Raw genomic sequence first — 17,305 nt, forward strand, 5'->3', positions numbered from 1 at the left:
CGTGGTGGGCTGGCAGTGGAGCGGCCGTCCATACGGAATACGCCTCCCCCGTTGCTCGGCAGTCTTCCTGTGCGTTGCCTGTGCAGACGGCGGCAACCTTAGACAAGGAGAGTTACGGCCACGCGTTGGACGTGTATCGCCATGCCGACGTTGCCCTCGCGGGCCGGTCACATGGTCCCGCCGAGCAGGGCCGTACCGGTTCTCGCGCACCGCTGCCGAACCCCCGGTGGCCAGCGCGAAGGCGCGGTCGGCCCAGGCGTCCGGTGGGCGTCCGGAGCGAGTTCTGAACCCGGGGCGGCGATCGCAACCATGCCCGGGGTGAGACTTGTCACTCCCGCGCCGAAGCCGACCACGAGCCCCGCAGGGCTGCTCCCGGCCAATGCCCGTCCTGCACAGCGAGCGCGGCCCGACAGGCCGGTCGCCTCTTGTGCGCTCTACTCCTGTGTCGCCGCCCGGTCCTCCTCCTCGACGGGCAGGCCCACCGGGCGGCGGCTGGGCGGTTGTTGTGGTTCGGGGCGCACGGGTGCGGGCGGTACCCGGCGGTCCACCGGGGCGCCGGCGGTCAGGGTGATCGGCTCTCCGTGATGCAGCACGACCAGCGATTCGCCGTCCACCAGGCGGTACCGCACTTGGGACGGACCGATGTCCACCTTCAGCCTGCATCCTCGTACCAGCAGCGTGAACGCCACCCTGGACAGCTCCTCCGGCAGGCGCGGTGAGAACGCCAGCAGTTCCTGGCTGCCGTCGTCGCCGGCGTACCGGCGCAGGCCGCCGAACCCGCCGACCAGCGCGATCCATGTCCCGGCGAGGGAGGCGATGTGGAGCCCGTCACGGGTGTTGTGCTCCAGATCGTCCAGGTCCATCAGCGCGGCCTCGCCGAGGTAGGCGTAGGCCAGGCGCAGATGCCCGGTCTCGGCGGCGAGCACCGCCTGGAAGCACGCCGACAGGGAGGAGTCACGAACGGTCAGCGCCTCGTAGTAGGCGAAGTTGCGTGCCTTCTGCTCATCGGAGAAGGCATGCGGGCACTCCACCATCGCCAGCACCACGTCGGCCTGCTTCACCACCTGCTTGCGATACAGGTCGAAGTACGGATAGTGCAGCAGGAGCGGGTAGTTCTCGGGCGGGGTCGCGTCGAAGTCCCAGCGCTGGAAACTCGTGAAACCGGCCGACTGCTCGTGCACACCGAGCGAGTCGTTGTACGGCACCGCCATGCGGGCCGCGGCGTCCCGCCACGCCGCGGTCTCCTCGTCGTCGACACCGAGTTCCGCGGCGCGTTCCGGATGGCGCCCTGCGGCATTCGCGGCCGAGACCAGGTTCTGCCGGGCCATCAGGTTGGTGTACAGGTTGTCGCGGACGATCGCGCTGTACTCGTCGGGTCCCGTGACCCCGTCGATGTGGAAGACGCCTTCCACGTCGTGGTGTCCGAGCGAGCGCCACAACCGGGCGGTGTCCACGAGGATCTCGATTCCCTCATCGCGTTCGAAGTCCTCGTCGCCGGTCACCATGACGTACCGGTCGGCGGCCATCGCGACGGCGGCGTTGACGTGGAAGGCGGCCGTCCCGGCCGGCCAGTAGGCGGAACACTCGGCACCGTCGATCGTGCGCCAGGGGAACGCCGCTCCCGCGAGCCCCAGCTGACGCGCGCGTTCCCGCGCCGCCGGCAGCATCCGGTGCCGCGCCCTCAGCGCCGATGCCACGGCCTCCGGAGCGCTGTAGGTCAGCACGGGCAGCACATAGGACTCGGTGTCCCAGAAACAGTGTCCGTCGTACCCGGTTCCGGTCAGGCCCTTGGCGGGAATCGCGCGGTTCTCACCGCGGGCCGCCGCCTGGAGCACATGGAAGAGGGCGAACCGCACCGCCTGCTGGATGCGCTGGCTGCCCTCGACCTCGACGTCCGCGCCGGCCCAGAAGCGGTCCAGGTACGCCCGCTGTGCCGCGGCCAGCCCGTCCCAGCCGGTGCTGACCGCGGCCGCCACCGCCGCGTCCACCTGATCGTGCACGGCCGGCAGCGATCGTTCGCCCGACCAGCCGTAGGCCACGAACTTGACCAGCCGGAGCGGTTGCCCGGGCACCAGATCCGCGGTCACCGTCAGACGGCTGACGTCGGGCTCGCACTGCGCCGTCCAGCGGGTGGTCTCCGGCCCTTCGACGAGGTGGTCGGCTGCTGCCCCCACCCGCAGCGCGCTGCGGTCGGTGCAGTGCACCAGCCGCAGCCGGGTGTCCTGCGCGAAGGACTCCTCGGCCACCAGGGGTGACCCGATCGCCGCGGCCACGCGCGGATCGCCTTCGAAGCGCGGCAGCTGCGCGTTGGCGACGAGCTCGGACTGCACGGCGACCGTGGTCGGCCCGTCGACCGGCTCGACCTCGTACACCACTGCGGCCACCGCCCGCTGGGTGAAGGACACCAGCCGTCGCGAGGAGATCCGCACCGTGCGACCGCCGGGTGATGTCCACCGTGCCGTGCGGCTGAGAATGCCCGAGCGGAAGTCCAGGACGCGCTCGTGGGCGACCAGCCGGCCGTAGCGCAGATCGTACGGGTGGTCGTCGACCAGCAGCCGGAAGATCTTGCCGTCGGTGACGTTGATCATGGTCTGGCCGGACTCGGGGTATCCGTAGCCCGCTTCGGCGTAGGGCAGCGGATGCCGTTCGTGGACGCCGTTGAGGTAGGCGCCGGGCAGTCCGTGCGGCTCTCCCTCCTCCAGGTTTCCGCGCCACCCGATGTGCCCGTTGGAGAGGGCGAAGACCGATTCGCTCTGCGCGAGCACATCGAGATTCAGCTCGGTCTCGCGCAGCGACCACGGCTCGACCGTGAAGCTGGGATGGGTGATCATCGTTCCTCCAGAAGGTCGGCCAGGTCACGCGCCCTGTCCCGGATCCGTTCCCAGCCTCGGGCCGCTTCCGGGGCCACGCGGCGCAGGCCCGCTGCCCGCGCCGCGTGCACGAACCGGCCCGAGCCGTCGTAGGGTTCCACCCCCTCCTCGCGGATCCGCCGCTGCACCAGCTCGCTCTCGCGGTTGCCCAGGCCGTTCATCATGTCCGCCTCCGGCGCGTCCTCGGGCAGGTGCACCTCGCGTGCGCCAGGCGGCCGCGTGGACCTTCGCGGTCCGGGTGAGCACCCCGTCCAGGTCGAGCAGGCAGGCGCGGACGTGCGCAGGAAGCCCCAGCATGCCGCCGAGGCTAGAAGCCACGTGCGGACGGGCACGGCAGGTCACCGTCCGGCACGCCGGAAGGCACCCGCTCGGCCGCGTTCGAGACGCGCGCGGCGGTGGCGCGCCTAGCCGGACATGGCCTTCGCCCAGCCCTGGTCGACCGTCTTCCGCGCCTTTTCCAGTTGCGCGTCCGTCGGGAACTCGGGCGTTCCCTCGACCGTCGGCAAGCGGGCGGCGGCGGCCTTGTCGAGGGTCCCGTCCTGCCTCATGGCGTCCATGAGCACCGGGCGGGCGAAGCCGAGCAGCCGGAGGTTCTGGCCCTCTGGGCTGAACAGGTACTCCTGCCACAGGCGGGCAGCCGCCGGGTGCGGGGCGTTCTTGTTGACCGCCATCGCGAAGTACTGGGCGAAGCTGCCGTCGAAGGGGATCGCGACCTGCCAGTTGACACCCTTGTGGCGGAGCTGGTCGGCGTACTGGAGGTTGATGTAGTCCCAGTTGATGCTGATGGGGGTACGGCCGTCCTCGACCGTCGCCGTGGTGGAGTTGAGGGGGTTGAAGTTGCCGGTCTTGTTGAGCTTGGCGAAGAAGTCGAGGCCGGGCTGGATGTTGTCGAACGATCCGTTGTTCGCCAGCGCGGCGGCGTAGACGCTGTCGAAGGCGGTGGCCGACCGGGGCGGGTCGCCTTCGAGCGCGACCTTGCCCTTGTACGCGGGCTTCAGCAGATCGGCGAAGGTCTCCGGACAGCTCTTGACCCGGTTGGCGTCGCAGCCGATGGAGATGTAGCCCCCGTAGTTGTTGGACCAGCGGGCCTTCGAATCCTTCTGGTTGTCGGGGATCGAGTCGTAGGCGGCGACCTTGTACGGCGCGAGCAGATTCTGGTCCGCCGCGTTGCGCGCGAACGTATCGCCCACGTCGATCACGTCGGGGGCGGTCGGCCGCTTCCCGCTCTTCTTCAGGGCGTCGACCTCGTCCTCGCTGTGGCCGTGCGGATTCTTGACCGTGACCTTGATCCCGTACTTCTTCTCGAACCCGTTGATCAGGCCGCCGTAGTTGGCCCAGTCACGCGGCAGTGCGATCGCTCTGAGCGTGCCCTCCCGTTTCGCCGCGGCGATCAGTGCGCGCATGCCGCCCGCGTTCTCGGCGGAGGTGGCCTTCGACGGCTTCTCGATCGTGGTGGTCGGTGCGTGCTCGCAGGCGCTCAGCCCCAGTGCCACGACAGAGAAGCAGCCGAGGACGACCGCTGCTCGGGCACGGAGTGTGGTCACGACTGCTCCTGGGGTGGGGAACGCGGTTGTCGCCGAGGGAGCCGGGCTTGTCACAGGGGGTGTCGAACCGCCAGGGAACGCCCGGTGCCGCCGCGGCGCGCTCGTGGAGTCCGGAAAGCCGTGGAAGGGCGGGAGTCGCAGTACTCCGGTGCGCCGAGACCTCTCCGGCTTCCTTGGGTCTACTGCGTCGACGAACGGGGCATCGAGGCCAGGGTACCCGGCCCTCCCGACGGCGGAATCCCGCCCGGTAAGCCTGCGATCAGCGTGGTTCCCCGGCCGGACGCGGCCTCCGTACCCCTTGGGCCCCAGTCGCGCAGTGCCGGCACGTGGCGTGCCCGGCATCGGAGGAACGGGCGGGACGTACACGCTCTCCTCACTCTGCCGTGTCGTCCCACTCCGCCGTGTCGTCTCACAGCTCCAGATCGTCCCACTGGCCGAGCAGGATGTCGCCTAGTCCCTCCGCCTCCGGCGTGGCGCCGCCGTGGAGGGACTGTTCGGCCCAGATGACCTTGCCGGTGGGCGTATAGCGGGTCCCCCAGCGTTCGGCGAACTGGGCGACCAGGAAGAGGCCGCGGCCGCCTTCGTCGGTGGCCTTCGCCCGGCGCAGCCGGGGTGAGGTGCTGCTGCCGTCGGAGACCTCGAAGATCAGGGTGCCCGCGGCGGGGCGGCTGACCGGCGCCGTTCGCAGCAGCCGGACGGTGATGGGCTCGCTGCCGTAGCGGACGGCATTGGTGATCAGCTCGCTGAGGATGAGTTCGGCGGTGAAGACGACCTCTTCCAGGCCCCACTCCGTCAGCCGGCGAGCGCAGGCGGTGCGCACCGGAGCCACCGCCGCGGGGTCACGGGGCACGTCCCACTCGGCGACCTGCTCCGACCCGAGCCGGCACGTGCGGGCCACCAGGAGCGCGATGTCGTCCCTGGGCCGGTCGGACAGCATGGCCTCCATCACCGCCGCGCACGTGGCCTCCGGCGTGCGCTCGGGCCCTGACAGGGCATCGCGCAGGGCCTCCAGACCGTCGTCGAGGTCCCGGCCGCGGTCCTCGATCAGTCCGTCGGTGAAGAGCACCAGCCGGGACCCCTCCGGCACGGTGAACTCGGCGGTCTCGACCGGCAGGCCCGCGCTGAGCCCCAGGGGCGGGGAGACGGGCGGCTGGGGGAAGTCTACGGTCCCGTCGGGCCGGACCACCGCGGGTCCCGGATGGCCGGCGGTGGCGAGGACCAGCCGCCCGGAGGTGGGGTCGTAGACGGCGTACTGGCAGGTCGCCCCGGTGATCATCGCCTGTCCGCCCTCCGTCGCGGCGATCTCCTCGGCGTCGATCTGGGCCACCAGCTCGTCCAGCCGGCTCAGCAGCTCCTCCGCGGGCAGGTCCAGGCTGGAGAAGTTGTGCACGGCGGTGCGCAGCCGGCCCATGGTCGCCGCGGCATGCAGACCGTGGCCGACGACATCGCCCACGACCAGTGCCACCCGGGTGCCGGACAGCGGGATGACGTCGAACCAGTCCCCGCCCACCCCGGCCTGGGCCGGCAGGTAGCGGTAGGCCACGTCGAGGGCCGACTGTTCGGGCAGCCCGCGTGGCAGCAGGCTGTGCTGCAGGGTGACGGCCATGGTGTGTTCGCGGGTGTAGCGGCGGGCGTTGTCGATGCTCAGCGCCGCCCGGGCGGCCAGCTCCTCGGCGAAGGACATGTCGTCGTCCTCGAACGACGGGGATCCCTCGGCACGCCAGAAGTCCACCACGCCCAGCACCACGCCGCGGGCTCGCAACGGAACCACGAGCATGGAGTGGATGCCGTGGTCGAGGATCTGCCGGGCACGTTCGGGGTGCTGGTCCACCCAGCCTTGGGCGGCGCTCAGGTCCCCGACCAGCACTGTTCGCCCGTCGGCCAGCGCCGTGGAGATCGGGTGGTCCGGGACGAAACGGATCAGCTCGCCGACGGGGTGGAGGAGCTGCCCGTCGTCCGGACCGGCGACGGCGGTGCGGCGCAGTTCGGTGATCCGGGCGGTCGCGTCGGAGGACTCCTCGCCGTGCAGGATGGGGTCCAGCAGTTCGACGGTGACGATGTCGGCGAACCGGGGCACCGCCACCTCGGCCAGCTCCTCGGCTGTGCGCCTGACATCGAGCGTGGTGCCGATCTGCAGCCCGGCTTCGTAGAGCAGCTTCAACCGCTCGCGGGCCACCTCCGCCCGGCCGGCGAGAGCCTGCAGTTCTGTGGTGTCCCGGAGCGTCACCACGCTGGCGACCGGACCGTGAGGCGCGGTGAGCCGCTTGTTGACCGCGAGCAGCCGGTCGCCCGCCAGGTACACCTCGTCGGTCGCGGGGCGGTCGGAGGCCAGCAGCGCGGCGAGATCCTCCTCCAGCCCCAGCTCGGTGATGTGCCGCTGCTCCGCGTCCGTCGGCAGGTCCAGCAGCCGACGCGCCTCGTCGTTGGCCAGCAGCAGCCGGCCGTCACCGCCGACGATCAGCACCCCTTCACGCACGGCGTGCAGGACCGCGTCGTGGTGCTCGTACATCCGGGTCATCTCCACCGGCCCCAGGCCATGGGTCTGCCGCCGCAACCGGCGGCTCACCAGGGCCGACCCGCCCGCAGCGACCGCGAGGGCCACGGCGGCGCCGCCGACGAGTACCGGCAGCTGCCGGTTCACCCTGTGCTGCACCTTCTCGACCGTGACGGGCACGGAGACGATGGCGATGACCGAGCCGTCGGGCCCCTTGACGGGGACCGCCGAGACCACGGAGAGCCCCAGGGACCCGTGGAAGGTGCTGGTGAACGGCTTGCCGTTCGCCGCCTGCGCATAAGGCCCGATGACGCGTTTCCCGATGCGGTGAGGGTCGCTGTGAGTGAGGGTGACGCCGTTGAGCCCGTACACGATGATGGCGTCGACGCCCGCGGCCTTCCGGGCCGCCTCGGCATACGGCTGCAGCTCCGCGGACGGGTGCGCGCTCTGCAGCGCCGCCGCGATCCCCGGGGAGTTGGCGAACGTCTGCGCGGTGGCGAGCGTCCGGGTCCGGGCGTCCGCCATGTTGTCGCGTTGAGCCTGCACCACGAGGGCCAACAGGGTGGCGGCGACGAGGAGCACCACGACCGCCAGTTGCAGCAGGAAGACCTGGCCGGCGACGCTGCGCACGCTCAGCAGCGACCGCCACGCCTCTCCCCGCCCACGGGGCCGATCGGGCACATGGGTGCTCGTGGACGCGTCAGGCGCACCACGCCCGGATCGACCCGAAGTTTCACCCATGTCACCTTTCTATCGTTTCTGGGCGCACAACAACGAGGCGACTTCACGGCGATGGCCGTCAGACGCCGGCGAGCGGTGGCGCCGTCGTGCCCCTCACTTCGAGGACCGGGACGGCGAGGTCGACCTCGCTCGGGCGGTGCGGCTCGTCGATCCGGTCGAGCAGCCGCTGGGCGGCGCGCCGGCCCACCTCATGGCCGGCGTTGTCCACGGTGGTCAGCCACAGATGGCGCAGCCGGGAGAGGTATGTGTTGTCGTAGCCGACCAGGGAGAGGTCCCGTGGTACCCGCAGACCGGTCTCCTCGGCGGCGGAGAGCGCGCCGACGCAGGTCATGTCGTTGACCGCGAAGACGGCGGTCGGGCGCCGCGGGCCGCTCAGGAGCCGGACGGTCGCCCGGTAGCCGCCCTCTTCGGTGAGGTCGCCCTGTTCCACGACCGCCGTGTCGGCCAGGCCGTGCTCACGCATGGTGGCTTCGAAGCTGCGCCGGCGCAGGTCGCCGACCGCGCCCTGACCGGCGATGTGGGCGATGTGCCGGTGGCCTAGGCCGATGAGGTGCTCGGTGGCCAGGCGGGCTCCGTGCTCGTCGTCGTTGGCGACGATGTCCACGCCGGTCAGCACCGGTTCCCGGGCGCCGGCGACGACCGTGGGGACCAGTCCGGCGGCGGTGCGCAGGGCCTGTGGGTCCTGGAGCGTGCCGACGGCGATCAGGCCGTCCACGCGGAGTTCGGTGAAGGTCCGGGTGAGATCCTCGCCGAGGCGCCGGTTGAGGTGGCCGTCGGCGAGCAGCATGTGCAGGCCGTCGTCGTACAGCCGTGCGTTCAACCCGTCGAGCAGCTCCACGAACCAGGGGTTGCGCATGTCGTTGAGCAGCACCCCCACCGTGCGGGTGCGCCGCTCGCTCAGGCTGCGCGCGGCCGCGTTGGGCCGGTAGCCGAGCGCTTCGACCGCCGCGAGGACGGCCTCCCGCTTCTCCGGCCGGACTCCCTCCGAGCCGCGCAGCACGAGCGAGACCAGGGACTTGGACACGCCGGCCCGTTCGGCGACGTCACGGATGGTCGGAGTGCTCATGACTGGACCGTTCCACAATCCACCCGCTCCCGTAAAGGCCCTTGACACCAGGCAGAAGCCGGACCCATGGTGATCGCCCTGGCTATGGAACGGTCCAAAGAAGGGCGCTCATGGTGAATACGCTCGGCGTCGCCGTCGTGGGATTCGGCTGGATGGGGCGGGTGCACACCCAGGCCTACGCCCGCCTGCCGCACCACTTCCCCCAGCTGTCCGTGCGGCCGGAGCTGCTCGCCGTCGCGGACGAGGTACCGGGCCGGGCGGAGGAGGCGGCCGCGCTGTACGGCTTCGCCGCCGCGACCCGCGACTGGCGGGAGGTGGCCGCCGATCCGCTCATCCATGCGGTCAGCATCACCGCCCCGAACTTCCTGCACCGCGAGATCGGCGTCGCGATGGCCGAGGCCGGCAAGCACATCTGGATCGAGAAGCCGGTGGGACTCACCGCCGACGACGCCCGGGCGGTCGCCGACGCGGTCGCCAAGGCCGGCGTGCAGGGCACCGTCGGCTTCAACTACCGCAACGCGCCCGCCGTCGAGGCTGCCCGCGATCTGATCGCCTCCGGCGAGATCGGCGCGGTCACCCATGCCCGCTTCCGCCTCTTCAGCGACTACGCCGCGCACCCGGACGGCGCCCTGACCTGGCGCTACGAACGGGCACGCGGCGGCAGCGGGGTGCTCGGCGACCTCGCCTCGCACGGCGTCGACCTGGCCCGGTACCTGCTCGGCGACATCGCCTCGCTCACCGCCGACACCGCGGTCTTCCTCCCGGAACGCGCTCGGCCGACCGGCGCCACCGCCGGGCACACCCTGGCCACCGGCGGCGAACTCGGGCCGGTCGAGAACGAGGACTACGTCAACTGTCTGCTGCGCTTCGCCTCCGGCGCCCGCGGCGTCCTGGAGGCCTGTCGCGTCTCGGTCGGCGAGCAGAACAACTACGGCTTCGAAGTGCACGGCACGAAGGGCGCCGTCTCCTGGGACTTCCGCCGCATGGGCGAACTCGCCGTCAGCCGCGGCACGACCTACCAGGACCAGCCGGTCAGCACGGTGTACGTCGGCCCGGGCGCCGGCGAGTTCGCCGCGTTCCAGCCGGGCGCGGCCAATGCGATGGGCTACGACGACCTGAAGGTCATCGAGGCTTACCGCTTCCTCCGCTCCATCGCCGAGGGAACCGCGGTCGGCACCACGCTCGGCGATGCCGTGGCCAGTGCAGTGGCACTGGACGCGATGGAGCGCTCGGCCCGGCAGGGGGCGTGGGTGAGCCTGGCGTGAGCACCGTACGGGTCGGGGTCATCGGCGCCGGCGGCATGGGCTCCCGTGACCACGGCCGAGGAAGCCATGCCGGTCGGACTGGCGCGGGAGCGGATCGGCCGTCCGGCAGATGACGGGGGCGGCTCCACCCGATCGGGCGGTAAGCGAGGCAGGGGAGGCGTCGGACTCGCCGTCTAGGATCCGACCGTGGCAGAGGTCCCCGATGAGTTGATCAGGCTGGAACGCACCGCCGAGGAGGAGCGCGCGAAACTCGCGGGCCTCACCGGTGACGAGTACGACGCTCAGCTGCGCCGCTGGCGCGAGGCGTCCGACGCCGTACAGGCGGCCATCACCGCGCACGCCGCAGCCACCGGGGCCGGCCCGCACGAGGTTGAGCAGGCCGTGCAGAAGGCCGTGCAGCGCAGCCAGGAGGACCCGGCCGTCGAGTAGCGGGCGGCGGGTTCCACCGCTGGGCGGGCGGGTGCCGGGCACGTCGAGCGGACAACGCGGGCTCGTTCAGCGATGCTGGACAGGGGTGGCACCCCTCCATGCGACAAGGAGCACGGCATGCTCACAGATCCGGTCGTACGATTCCTGGCGGCCCTGGACCCCGAGCACAGGGACGCAGTCGGCGCCAAACCGCGCCAGGAACAGGAACAGCTCGCAGCCGCCTGGGAACGGGAACTGGAGTCCGATGACGAGCTCGACACCCTCGACGAGCTGTCCCCGCCCGCCGCGGAGGCCGAGGCCGCCCGCCGCGTCATGGACCGCGGCACCGGCTGACCACGGCAGCGGCTGGATGCAGGCGACGCCAGCGTCGTGAGCCGGCCTCGAGCGCAGGCACGGGTTTCCCCCGGGCGTCAATCACGTACGGCCTGCCGACCACGACGATCAGACCACGGCTCGCATGCTGGCCGAAGTGGCCCTCGCTCCCGGTGGCTGATGTTCTGCTGCAGTTTCTGGAGTTGCTGGAGACATCGTTGATGCGGTTCATCGCCGACGGCGAACCGGGACACCTCTAGGCCCGGGCTGCTAGGCCCGGGCTGCGCTCACCCGAACTGCGCGATCAGCAAAACGCTTCACGGCATAGGGCCGTGGGCGGGGTCGGCCGCTCTGGCGGCCCACTCGATCATCGCGTACTTGGTCTCCCACGGTTCGCGTGTCTCGTGCTCGGTGGCCCAGTGTTCTTCCTTCCAGGCGGCCTCATCGTTCCACCGGGGCACAATGTCGGGGGAAGGGCCGGCCGAAGATCTCGCCGAAGTACCTCGCGTCCGAGAACGCCATGTGCTTGACCAGGCCGAGGAGGGTGCGGCAGGCGACGGCATCATGCCGAGCCGGTCTTTGACGTCTCCTGGTCGCGTTGGTAGGCGGCGAGGAGGAAGAGCCAGATCTCGCTGACGGTCGGGAAGCAGGCGATCGCGTGCCTGAGCCGCTTGAGCGGGACCTCGCCGGCGACCGCGATGGTGGCCGAGTGCAGGAGCTCGCTGACGCCCGGGCCGACGAAGGTCGCGCCGAGCAGAATCTCCCGGTCGACGTCGACGACCAGCCGGGCGTGGCCCCGGTAGCCGTCGGCGTAGAGGTTGGCGCCCTGCGCGGCGTTGAAGTCGAGGTCGACGGTCTTGACGCGGTGGCCGGCATGTTCGGCCTGCTCGGCGGTCAGGCCCACCGCGGCCGCTTCGGGGTCGGTGAAGAAGACCTGAGGTACGGCGTGCTGGTCGGCGGTGGTGGCGTGGTCGCCCCACGGGGCGTCGTCCAACGGTCGGCCTGTGGCGCGGGCGGCGATCGCGTCGCCTGCGGTCCTGGCCTGGTACTTGCCCTGGTGGGTGAGCAGGGCGCGGTGGTTGACGTCGCCGAGCGCGTAGAGCCAGTCGCCGTCGACACCCTTGACCAGGCAGGTGGTGTCCACGTCCAGCCAGGAGCCGGGGGTGAGGCCGACGGTGTCCAGGCCGATGTCGCCGGTGGCAGGTGTGCGGCCGGTGGCGAACAGCACCTCGTCGGCCTCCAGTTCGCTCCCGTCGTCGAGGGTGAGGGTGACCGGGCCCTCGGAGTCCGGTCGGCGCAGAGCGGTCACCTGCACGCCGATCCGCACGTCCGTGCCCGCCTCGCCCAGACTCTGGGCGACCAGCTCGCCGGCGAAGGGCTCCAGGCGGGGAATCAGACGCCGCCGGGCGAGCAGGGTGACCTGCGCACCGAGACCCTGCCAGAGGGTGGCCATCTCGACGCCGACTCCGCCGCCCCCGACGACGGCGAGCCGGGCGGGCACGGTGCTGGAATCGGTGCCGTCCCGGTTGGTCCAGGGCCGGGCTTCCTCGATGCCCGGAATGTCGGGGAAACTCGGTCGGCTGCCGGTGGCGATGGCCACCGCGTGCCTGGCCGCGAGGGTCTGGCGTGTGCCGTCGTCACGGGTGACGGTGACCTGGCGTGGGCCGTCGAGGCGGCCGTGGCCGCGGAAGAGATCGGCGCCGATGGATTTGACCGACCGCGCCTGTCCGGAGTCGTCCCAGTCGGTGACGTAGCGGTTGCGGCGGGCGAAGACGCCGTCGGTGTCGAGAGCGCCGGTGACGGCCTGCCGGGCGCCGTCCACGCGCCGCGCGTCGGCGACCGCGATGACCGGTCGCAGCAACGCCTTGCTGGGTACGCAGGCCCAGTAGGAGCATTCGCCGCCGACGAGTTCGCGTTCCACGACGGCCACGGACAGGCCGGCGGCACGGGCGCGGTCGGCGACGTTCTGGCCGACCGGACCGGCGCCCACCACGACCACGTCGTAAGCGCTGACTTCCTGGGCTTCGGGCGATTCGCTCATAAGTTTCCTCACATCACGATCGTTGCTGAGGTGTCGGTGTCGGCGAGAACGTTGAAGTAGCTGGTGAGAATGTTCAGCGCGGGATGGCCCACGTCCTCGGCGATCTCGGCATTGGTGACGCCGACGGCTCTGGCCGCTTTCAGCTGCGTCTCGTCGATGGTCCCGCGGCTGCGCGCGATGGCGCTGGAGAGGGCCGGCAGTGCGCCGGTGTGCGGGTCGGAGGACTCGGCGTCGCCGGCACGCTCAGTTCCTGGGCGTCGACCTTGGCGACGTGCGCCCTATGGAGGTGTGCGCGGACGCGCAGTACTCGCAATTGTTGTACTGGCCGGTGGCGATCGCCAGCCGTTCACGAACGGGAACGGGGATCACACCCTCGCTGAGCGCGCCGGACAGCGCCGGCCAGAGCCATGACACAGGGGACTCCATGGGGTGGGGCGCCCGTGCCGCCGGGTGCAGGGACCGTCGCGGCCATCGAGGCCGCTGATGGCGAGGCAGGGTTCGTCGCCGCAGACCTGAGCGATCTGGATTCGGTCCGGAGCCTGGCCGTCGCAGCCGGTGAGGTGGACGTCCTGGTCAACAATGGGTTCCGGCAGCGCCGTGAGTATCACCACGGTCGCCGGCCTGACCGGCATCGCCGACCAGGAGGACTGCGAGGCACTGGGAGGGACGGTCCCGCTGGGACGCCTTCGCGCGGCAGGTGAGATCGCTTGAGCCATCGTTGCCGGTGAAGCTGCTGGTGCGCAGCAGCACTGGGGTGCGGCCCCCGGATGCGGGCGTCGCCCTGCTCAGGGAGGCTGAGGTCGGTCCTTTCCGGCTGGACGGGCCTCCTTCCGCATCAAGTTCCGCACGCGGGCGTACGGTTGACGGCTTCAGGACTGACCGTGGCCTCCAGCGGCGATGGGCTGCCCGCGCGGGAGCAGAGCGTCCGTTGCTCACGCTCAAGGGCAGCGTCCGGCAAGAAGCGATCATCGACTTCGCGGCAACACCGGGGGTGACCGGCGGGTACGTGACGGCGGGCTGCAGTCCCCCAACTCGGTCAGCGGCGCATCAGCGCGAAGACACCCCACCCCAGACACTCGCGCTCATAACGTGCGTAGCGAACGGGATCGGTGCTGAGTTCCTCCCGGAGCGCGGGGGCGAGGTCGTCCTCGGGGTTGCTGTCGAGCCAGCGGCGGATGTTGAGCCACTGGGCGGCGCGGTAGCGGTCCCAGCTGTCCTGGTTTGCGAGGACCATCTCGACCACGTCGTAGCCGAGTGCGCCGAACTGTTCGATCAGTCCGGCCAGCGGGAGGAAGTCTTCGCGACTGCGGGCATGGCAGGCTTCGACGGCCTCCTGGGTCGGGGGCTCGCGCCGCCAGAACGGCTCGCCGATCAGAATCGTCCCGCCCGGGCGGAGGCTGCCCTGCAGCAGGCGGACCGTACCGGGGACGCCACCGCCGATCCAGGTGGCGCCGACGCAGGCCGCGACATCGACGGGTTCCTCGGCGACACATGACCGGAGGCATCGCCGTGAATGCGGTGGCTGCTCTCACGGATGGTGAAACTATGCGGAAGATCCACTTCGAGGATTCCTTCGATCGGAAGAGGTCGGGGAATGTGCTCGCGGCTTGCGGAAGTTCACCGCATCGACCTGGACCTCATCCATCGCATTTCCGGGCCTGACTTGGGTCAGGCATAGAACCGGGACAGACTCTGGAGAACCGCGGCGGGCTTGGTGCCGCCTTCCACCTCGATCGTGCCGTCGACGGTGATCTGCACACCGCCGGGCACGTCCTCGACCGAGGTGAGCCGGGCGGCGAGCCGGATGCGGGAGCCGACCTTCACCGGCGCGGGGAAACGCACCTTGTTCAGGCCGTAGTTGACCTTGGTGGTCACGCCCTGCACGTCCAGCAGTTCGGTGAAGAGAGGAATGAACAGGGACAGGGTGAGGTAGCCGTGCGCGATCGGCGCGCCGAAAGGGCCTTGGGCCGCCCGTTCCGGGTCGGTGTGGATCCACTGGTGGTCGCCGGTGGCGTCGGCGAAGGTGTCGATGCGTTCCTGCGTGACCTCGATCCACTCGCTGGTGCCGAGGTCGCCGCCGGCGAGCTTCTTCAGTTCGTCCAGGCCGTTGACGGTGATACTCATGAATCGCCTTTTCATCTCAGGGAGTTGGGGTGCCGTAGCGGTGGCGCACCCGGGACTTGAGGAGTTTTCCGGAGGCGGTGCGCGGCAGTTCGTCCGTGACCACCACCGACTTGGGGATCTTGTACTTGGCGAGCCGCCCGGACAGTGAGGCCAGTACCTCGTCCGGGTCGAGTTCGGCTCCAGGGGCCGGGACGACGACCGCGCGGGGGACCTCGCCCCACTTGTCGTCCGGCACACCGATCACCGCGCACTCGGCGATACCGGGGTGGGCCAGGAGCAGGTCCTCGATCTCGGCGGGGTAGATGTTCTCGCCGCCGGAGATGATCATGTCCTTGATCCGGTCGACGATGTGCACGTAACCGTCCTCGTCGACCCGGGCCGCGTCCCCGCTGCGGAACCAGCCGTCCGCGAAGGCGGCCTCGGTCTCCTCCGGCAGTCCCCAGTAGCCGGCCATGACATGCGGTCCGCGCACCACGACCTCGCCGGTCTCGCCGACGTCGACCGGGCTGAGGTCGGGCCGTACGACCCGTACGTCGCTGAAGAAGTGCGGTACGCCCGCCGAGCCCGCCTTGGCGACCGCGTGCTCCGCGTCCAGGAAGAGCGTGCCGGGCGCGGCCTCGGTCATGCCGTAGCCCTGCAGGAAGGTGAGCCCGCGCTGCTGGTAGGCGGCGATGAGCGGGGTCGGCACTGGTGATCCACCGCAGGTCAGGATGCGGAGGGACGACAGGTCGGCGTCCGCCCAGCGCGGGTGCCGGGCGACCTGGTCGAACATCGTCGGTACCCCGAACATGAAGGTGATCCGGTGCCGTTCGATCAGGTCGAGGGTGGTCCCCGGGTCGAAGGCCTCGACCAGGACGCAGGTGCCGCCCTTGAGCAGCACCGGCAGGGTCAGCATGTTCAGGCCGGCGGTGTGGAACAGCGGGGCGGAGACCAGGGCGCGTTCGTCGGCGATCAGGTCGTGGTCGACGAGGACGTTGACGGCGTTCCAGGTGAGGTTGCCATGGGTGAGCATCGCACCCTTGGGGCGGCCGGTCGTCCCCGAGGTGTACATGATGATGCAGGTGTCCTCGGGTGCGACCGGTTCGTCGATCGGCTCGTCCGACGCGGCTGCCAGGGCCTGTTCGTATGCGTCGCCGATCTCGATGCAGGTCCGTACGTCCGTCTCGCCCGGCAGTCCCGCGACGAGCCCGGCGTGCGCGGGGCCGTGGATGAGGACCTTGGCGCCGGAGTCGGCGAGTTGGTAGGCGATCTCCGGGCCGGTGAGTCGGGTGTTGAGGGGGACGAAGACGGCGCCGAGGGTGCCGGTGGCGAACAGGGTCTCCAGGTAGGCGGGGTGGTTGGGGCCGAGGTGGGCGACGCGGTCGCCGCGCCTGACGCCCCGGGCGCGCAGGGCGTGGGCGAGGCGGGTGACTCGCGTGTACAGGGTGCGGTAGTCGGTCGACTGCTCGCCGTGGATCAGGGCCGTGCGGTGCGGGGTCTTGCGCGCCCGGCGTGCGGGCCACGACCCCAGTCCCTCGTTGCGCATCTGGCACCCCTTACGGTTTCGTCAGCCCGAGCAGACGGGCCGCGTTCTCCTTGAGGATCTTCGGCTTGACCTCGTCCTTGATGGGCAGCTTCGCGAAGTCGGCCAGCCACCGGTCCGGGGTGAGCACCGGGAAGTCGGAGCCGAACAGCACCTTGTCCTTCAGCAGTGTGTTGGCGTACTGCACCAGCTGCGGCGGGAAGTACTTCGGTGACCATCCCGAGAGGTCGATGTGCACTCCGGGTTTGTGGGTCGCCACCGCCAGGGCCTCGTCCTGCCAGGGGAACGACGGATGCGCCAGGATGATCTGCAGATGGGGGAAGTCGGCTGCCACGTCGTCCACGTGGAGCGGGTTGGAGTACTTCAGGCGGATGCCGCCCCCGCCGGGGACCCCGGCGCCGATGCCGGTCTGGCCGGTGTGGAACAGCGCGATGGTGCCGGTCTCCTCGATCGCCTCGTACAGGCCGTACGCCACGGAGCGGTCGTTGGGGAAGAAGCCCTGGATGCTGGGGTGGAACTTGAAGCCCTTCACCCCGTACTCCTCGACGAGCCGTCGGGCCTGCCGCACGCCCGCCTTCCCGCGGAAGGGATCGATGGAGGCGAACGGGATCAGCACGTCGGGGTGTGCGGCCGCGGCCTCGGCGACCTCCTCGTTGGGGACGGGCGCGGTGCCGGTCGCGGACTCGGCGTCCACCGTGAAGATGACGGCTGCCATCCGCCGCTCGCGGTAGTAGGCCGCGGTCTCCTCCAGGGTGGGTTTCCGTTTGCCCTCGACCTTGAAGTAGGCGGAGGAGGCGTCGTGGAGGTCGTCGTCCAGGGAGGAGTGACCCTTGGCGGACACCTCCGCGTGGGTGTGGACGTCGATCGCGACCAGTTCGTCCAGCCTCAGTGCGGATG

The 17,305-nt window shown here is 70.6% G+C and carries 13 protein-coding genes and 1 pseudogene; 3 read left to right on the forward strand and 11 right to left on the reverse strand.

Annotated features, from left to right (window positions below; all coding sequences use genetic code 11):
* Window positions 1-434: 434 nt before the first annotated feature.
* From ACWCQS_RS12355 to ACWCQS_RS12375, 5 genes are all read right to left on the reverse strand, one after another.
* A complete protein-coding gene (locus tag ACWCQS_RS12355) occupies window positions 435-2,831 on the reverse strand; it encodes a glycoside hydrolase family 65 protein (protein ID WP_451004377.1) in 2,397 nt (798 codons plus the stop codon).
* Window positions 2,828-3,067, reverse strand: a complete 240-nt coding sequence (locus ACWCQS_RS12360; protein WP_451004378.1) for a hypothetical protein — start codon at window positions 3,065-3,067, stop codon at window positions 2,828-2,830. Before ACWCQS_RS12360 ends, ACWCQS_RS12355 begins: the two co-directional genes overlap by 4 nt.
* A 207-nt stretch (window positions 3,068-3,274) precedes the next feature.
* Window positions 3,275-4,414: an ABC transporter substrate-binding protein gene (locus tag ACWCQS_RS12365; protein WP_451004379.1), complete on the reverse strand. Its 1,140-nt coding sequence runs from the start codon at window positions 4,412-4,414 to the stop codon at window positions 3,275-3,277.
* Window positions 4,415-4,823: 409 nt separating this feature from the next.
* On the reverse strand, window positions 4,824-7,649 hold the full coding sequence (locus tag ACWCQS_RS12370) for a SpoIIE family protein phosphatase (RefSeq protein ID WP_451004380.1): 2,826 nt from the start codon (window positions 7,647-7,649) through the stop codon (window positions 4,824-4,826).
* Between the two features lie 58 nt (window positions 7,650-7,707).
* The gene (locus tag ACWCQS_RS12375) at window positions 7,708-8,715 is read right to left on the reverse strand and encodes a LacI family DNA-binding transcriptional regulator (protein WP_451004381.1); all 1,008 of its coding nucleotides are present in this window, start codon (window positions 8,713-8,715) and stop codon (window positions 7,708-7,710) included.
* 110 nt (window positions 8,716-8,825) lie between these two features.
* Here ACWCQS_RS12375 and ACWCQS_RS12380 point away from each other — a divergent pair, with 110 nt between their 5' ends.
* From ACWCQS_RS12380 to ACWCQS_RS12390, 3 genes are all read left to right on the forward strand, one after another.
* On the forward strand, window positions 8,826-9,980 hold the full coding sequence (locus ACWCQS_RS12380) for a Gfo/Idh/MocA family protein (protein ID WP_451004382.1): 1,155 nt from the start codon (window positions 8,826-8,828) through the stop codon (window positions 9,978-9,980).
* Window positions 9,981-10,166: 186 nt separating this feature from the next.
* The gene (locus ACWCQS_RS12385; RefSeq protein ID WP_451004383.1) at window positions 10,167-10,409 is read left to right on the forward strand and encodes a hypothetical protein; all 243 of its coding nucleotides are present in this window, start codon (window positions 10,167-10,169) and stop codon (window positions 10,407-10,409) included.
* A 117-nt stretch (window positions 10,410-10,526) separates the two neighbouring features.
* On the forward strand, window positions 10,527-10,742 hold the full coding sequence (locus tag ACWCQS_RS12390) for a hypothetical protein (RefSeq protein ID WP_451004384.1): 216 nt from the start codon (window positions 10,527-10,529) through the stop codon (window positions 10,740-10,742).
* A 541-nt stretch (window positions 10,743-11,283) separates the two neighbouring features.
* On the opposite strand, the gene ACWCQS_RS12395 is transcribed toward ACWCQS_RS12390, so the two are convergent.
* From ACWCQS_RS12395 to ACWCQS_RS12420, 6 genes and pseudogenes are all read right to left on the reverse strand, one after another.
* Window positions 11,284-12,762: a dihydrolipoyl dehydrogenase family protein gene (locus ACWCQS_RS12395; RefSeq protein ID WP_451004385.1), complete on the reverse strand. Its 1,479-nt coding sequence runs from the start codon at window positions 12,760-12,762 to the stop codon at window positions 11,284-11,286.
* A 243-nt stretch (window positions 12,763-13,005) separates the two neighbouring features.
* On the reverse strand, window positions 13,006-13,188 hold the full coding sequence (locus ACWCQS_RS12400; RefSeq protein ID WP_451004386.1) for a carboxymuconolactone decarboxylase family protein: 183 nt from the start codon (window positions 13,186-13,188) through the stop codon (window positions 13,006-13,008).
* A 610-nt stretch (window positions 13,189-13,798) separates the two neighbouring features.
* Window positions 13,799-14,277 (reverse strand): annotated as a pseudogene (locus tag ACWCQS_RS12405) (SAM-dependent methyltransferase); the annotation flags it as partial.
* A 153-nt stretch (window positions 14,278-14,430) separates the two neighbouring features.
* Entirely contained in the window at window positions 14,431-14,886 is a 456-nt protein-coding gene (locus ACWCQS_RS12410) for a MaoC family dehydratase (RefSeq protein WP_451004387.1), read from the reverse strand.
* Window positions 14,887-14,902: 16 nt separating this feature from the next.
* A complete protein-coding gene (menE, locus tag ACWCQS_RS12415) occupies window positions 14,903-16,411 on the reverse strand; it encodes an o-succinylbenzoate--CoA ligase (protein ID WP_451004388.1) in 1,509 nt (502 codons plus the stop codon).
* Between the two features lie 10 nt (window positions 16,412-16,421).
* The gene (locus ACWCQS_RS12420) at window positions 16,422-17,297 is read right to left on the reverse strand and encodes an amidohydrolase family protein (protein WP_451004721.1); all 876 of its coding nucleotides are present in this window, start codon (window positions 17,295-17,297) and stop codon (window positions 16,422-16,424) included.
* Window positions 17,298-17,305: the final 8 nt, after the last annotated feature.

Source organism: Streptomyces sp. NPDC002076 (genome assembly GCF_053593835.1).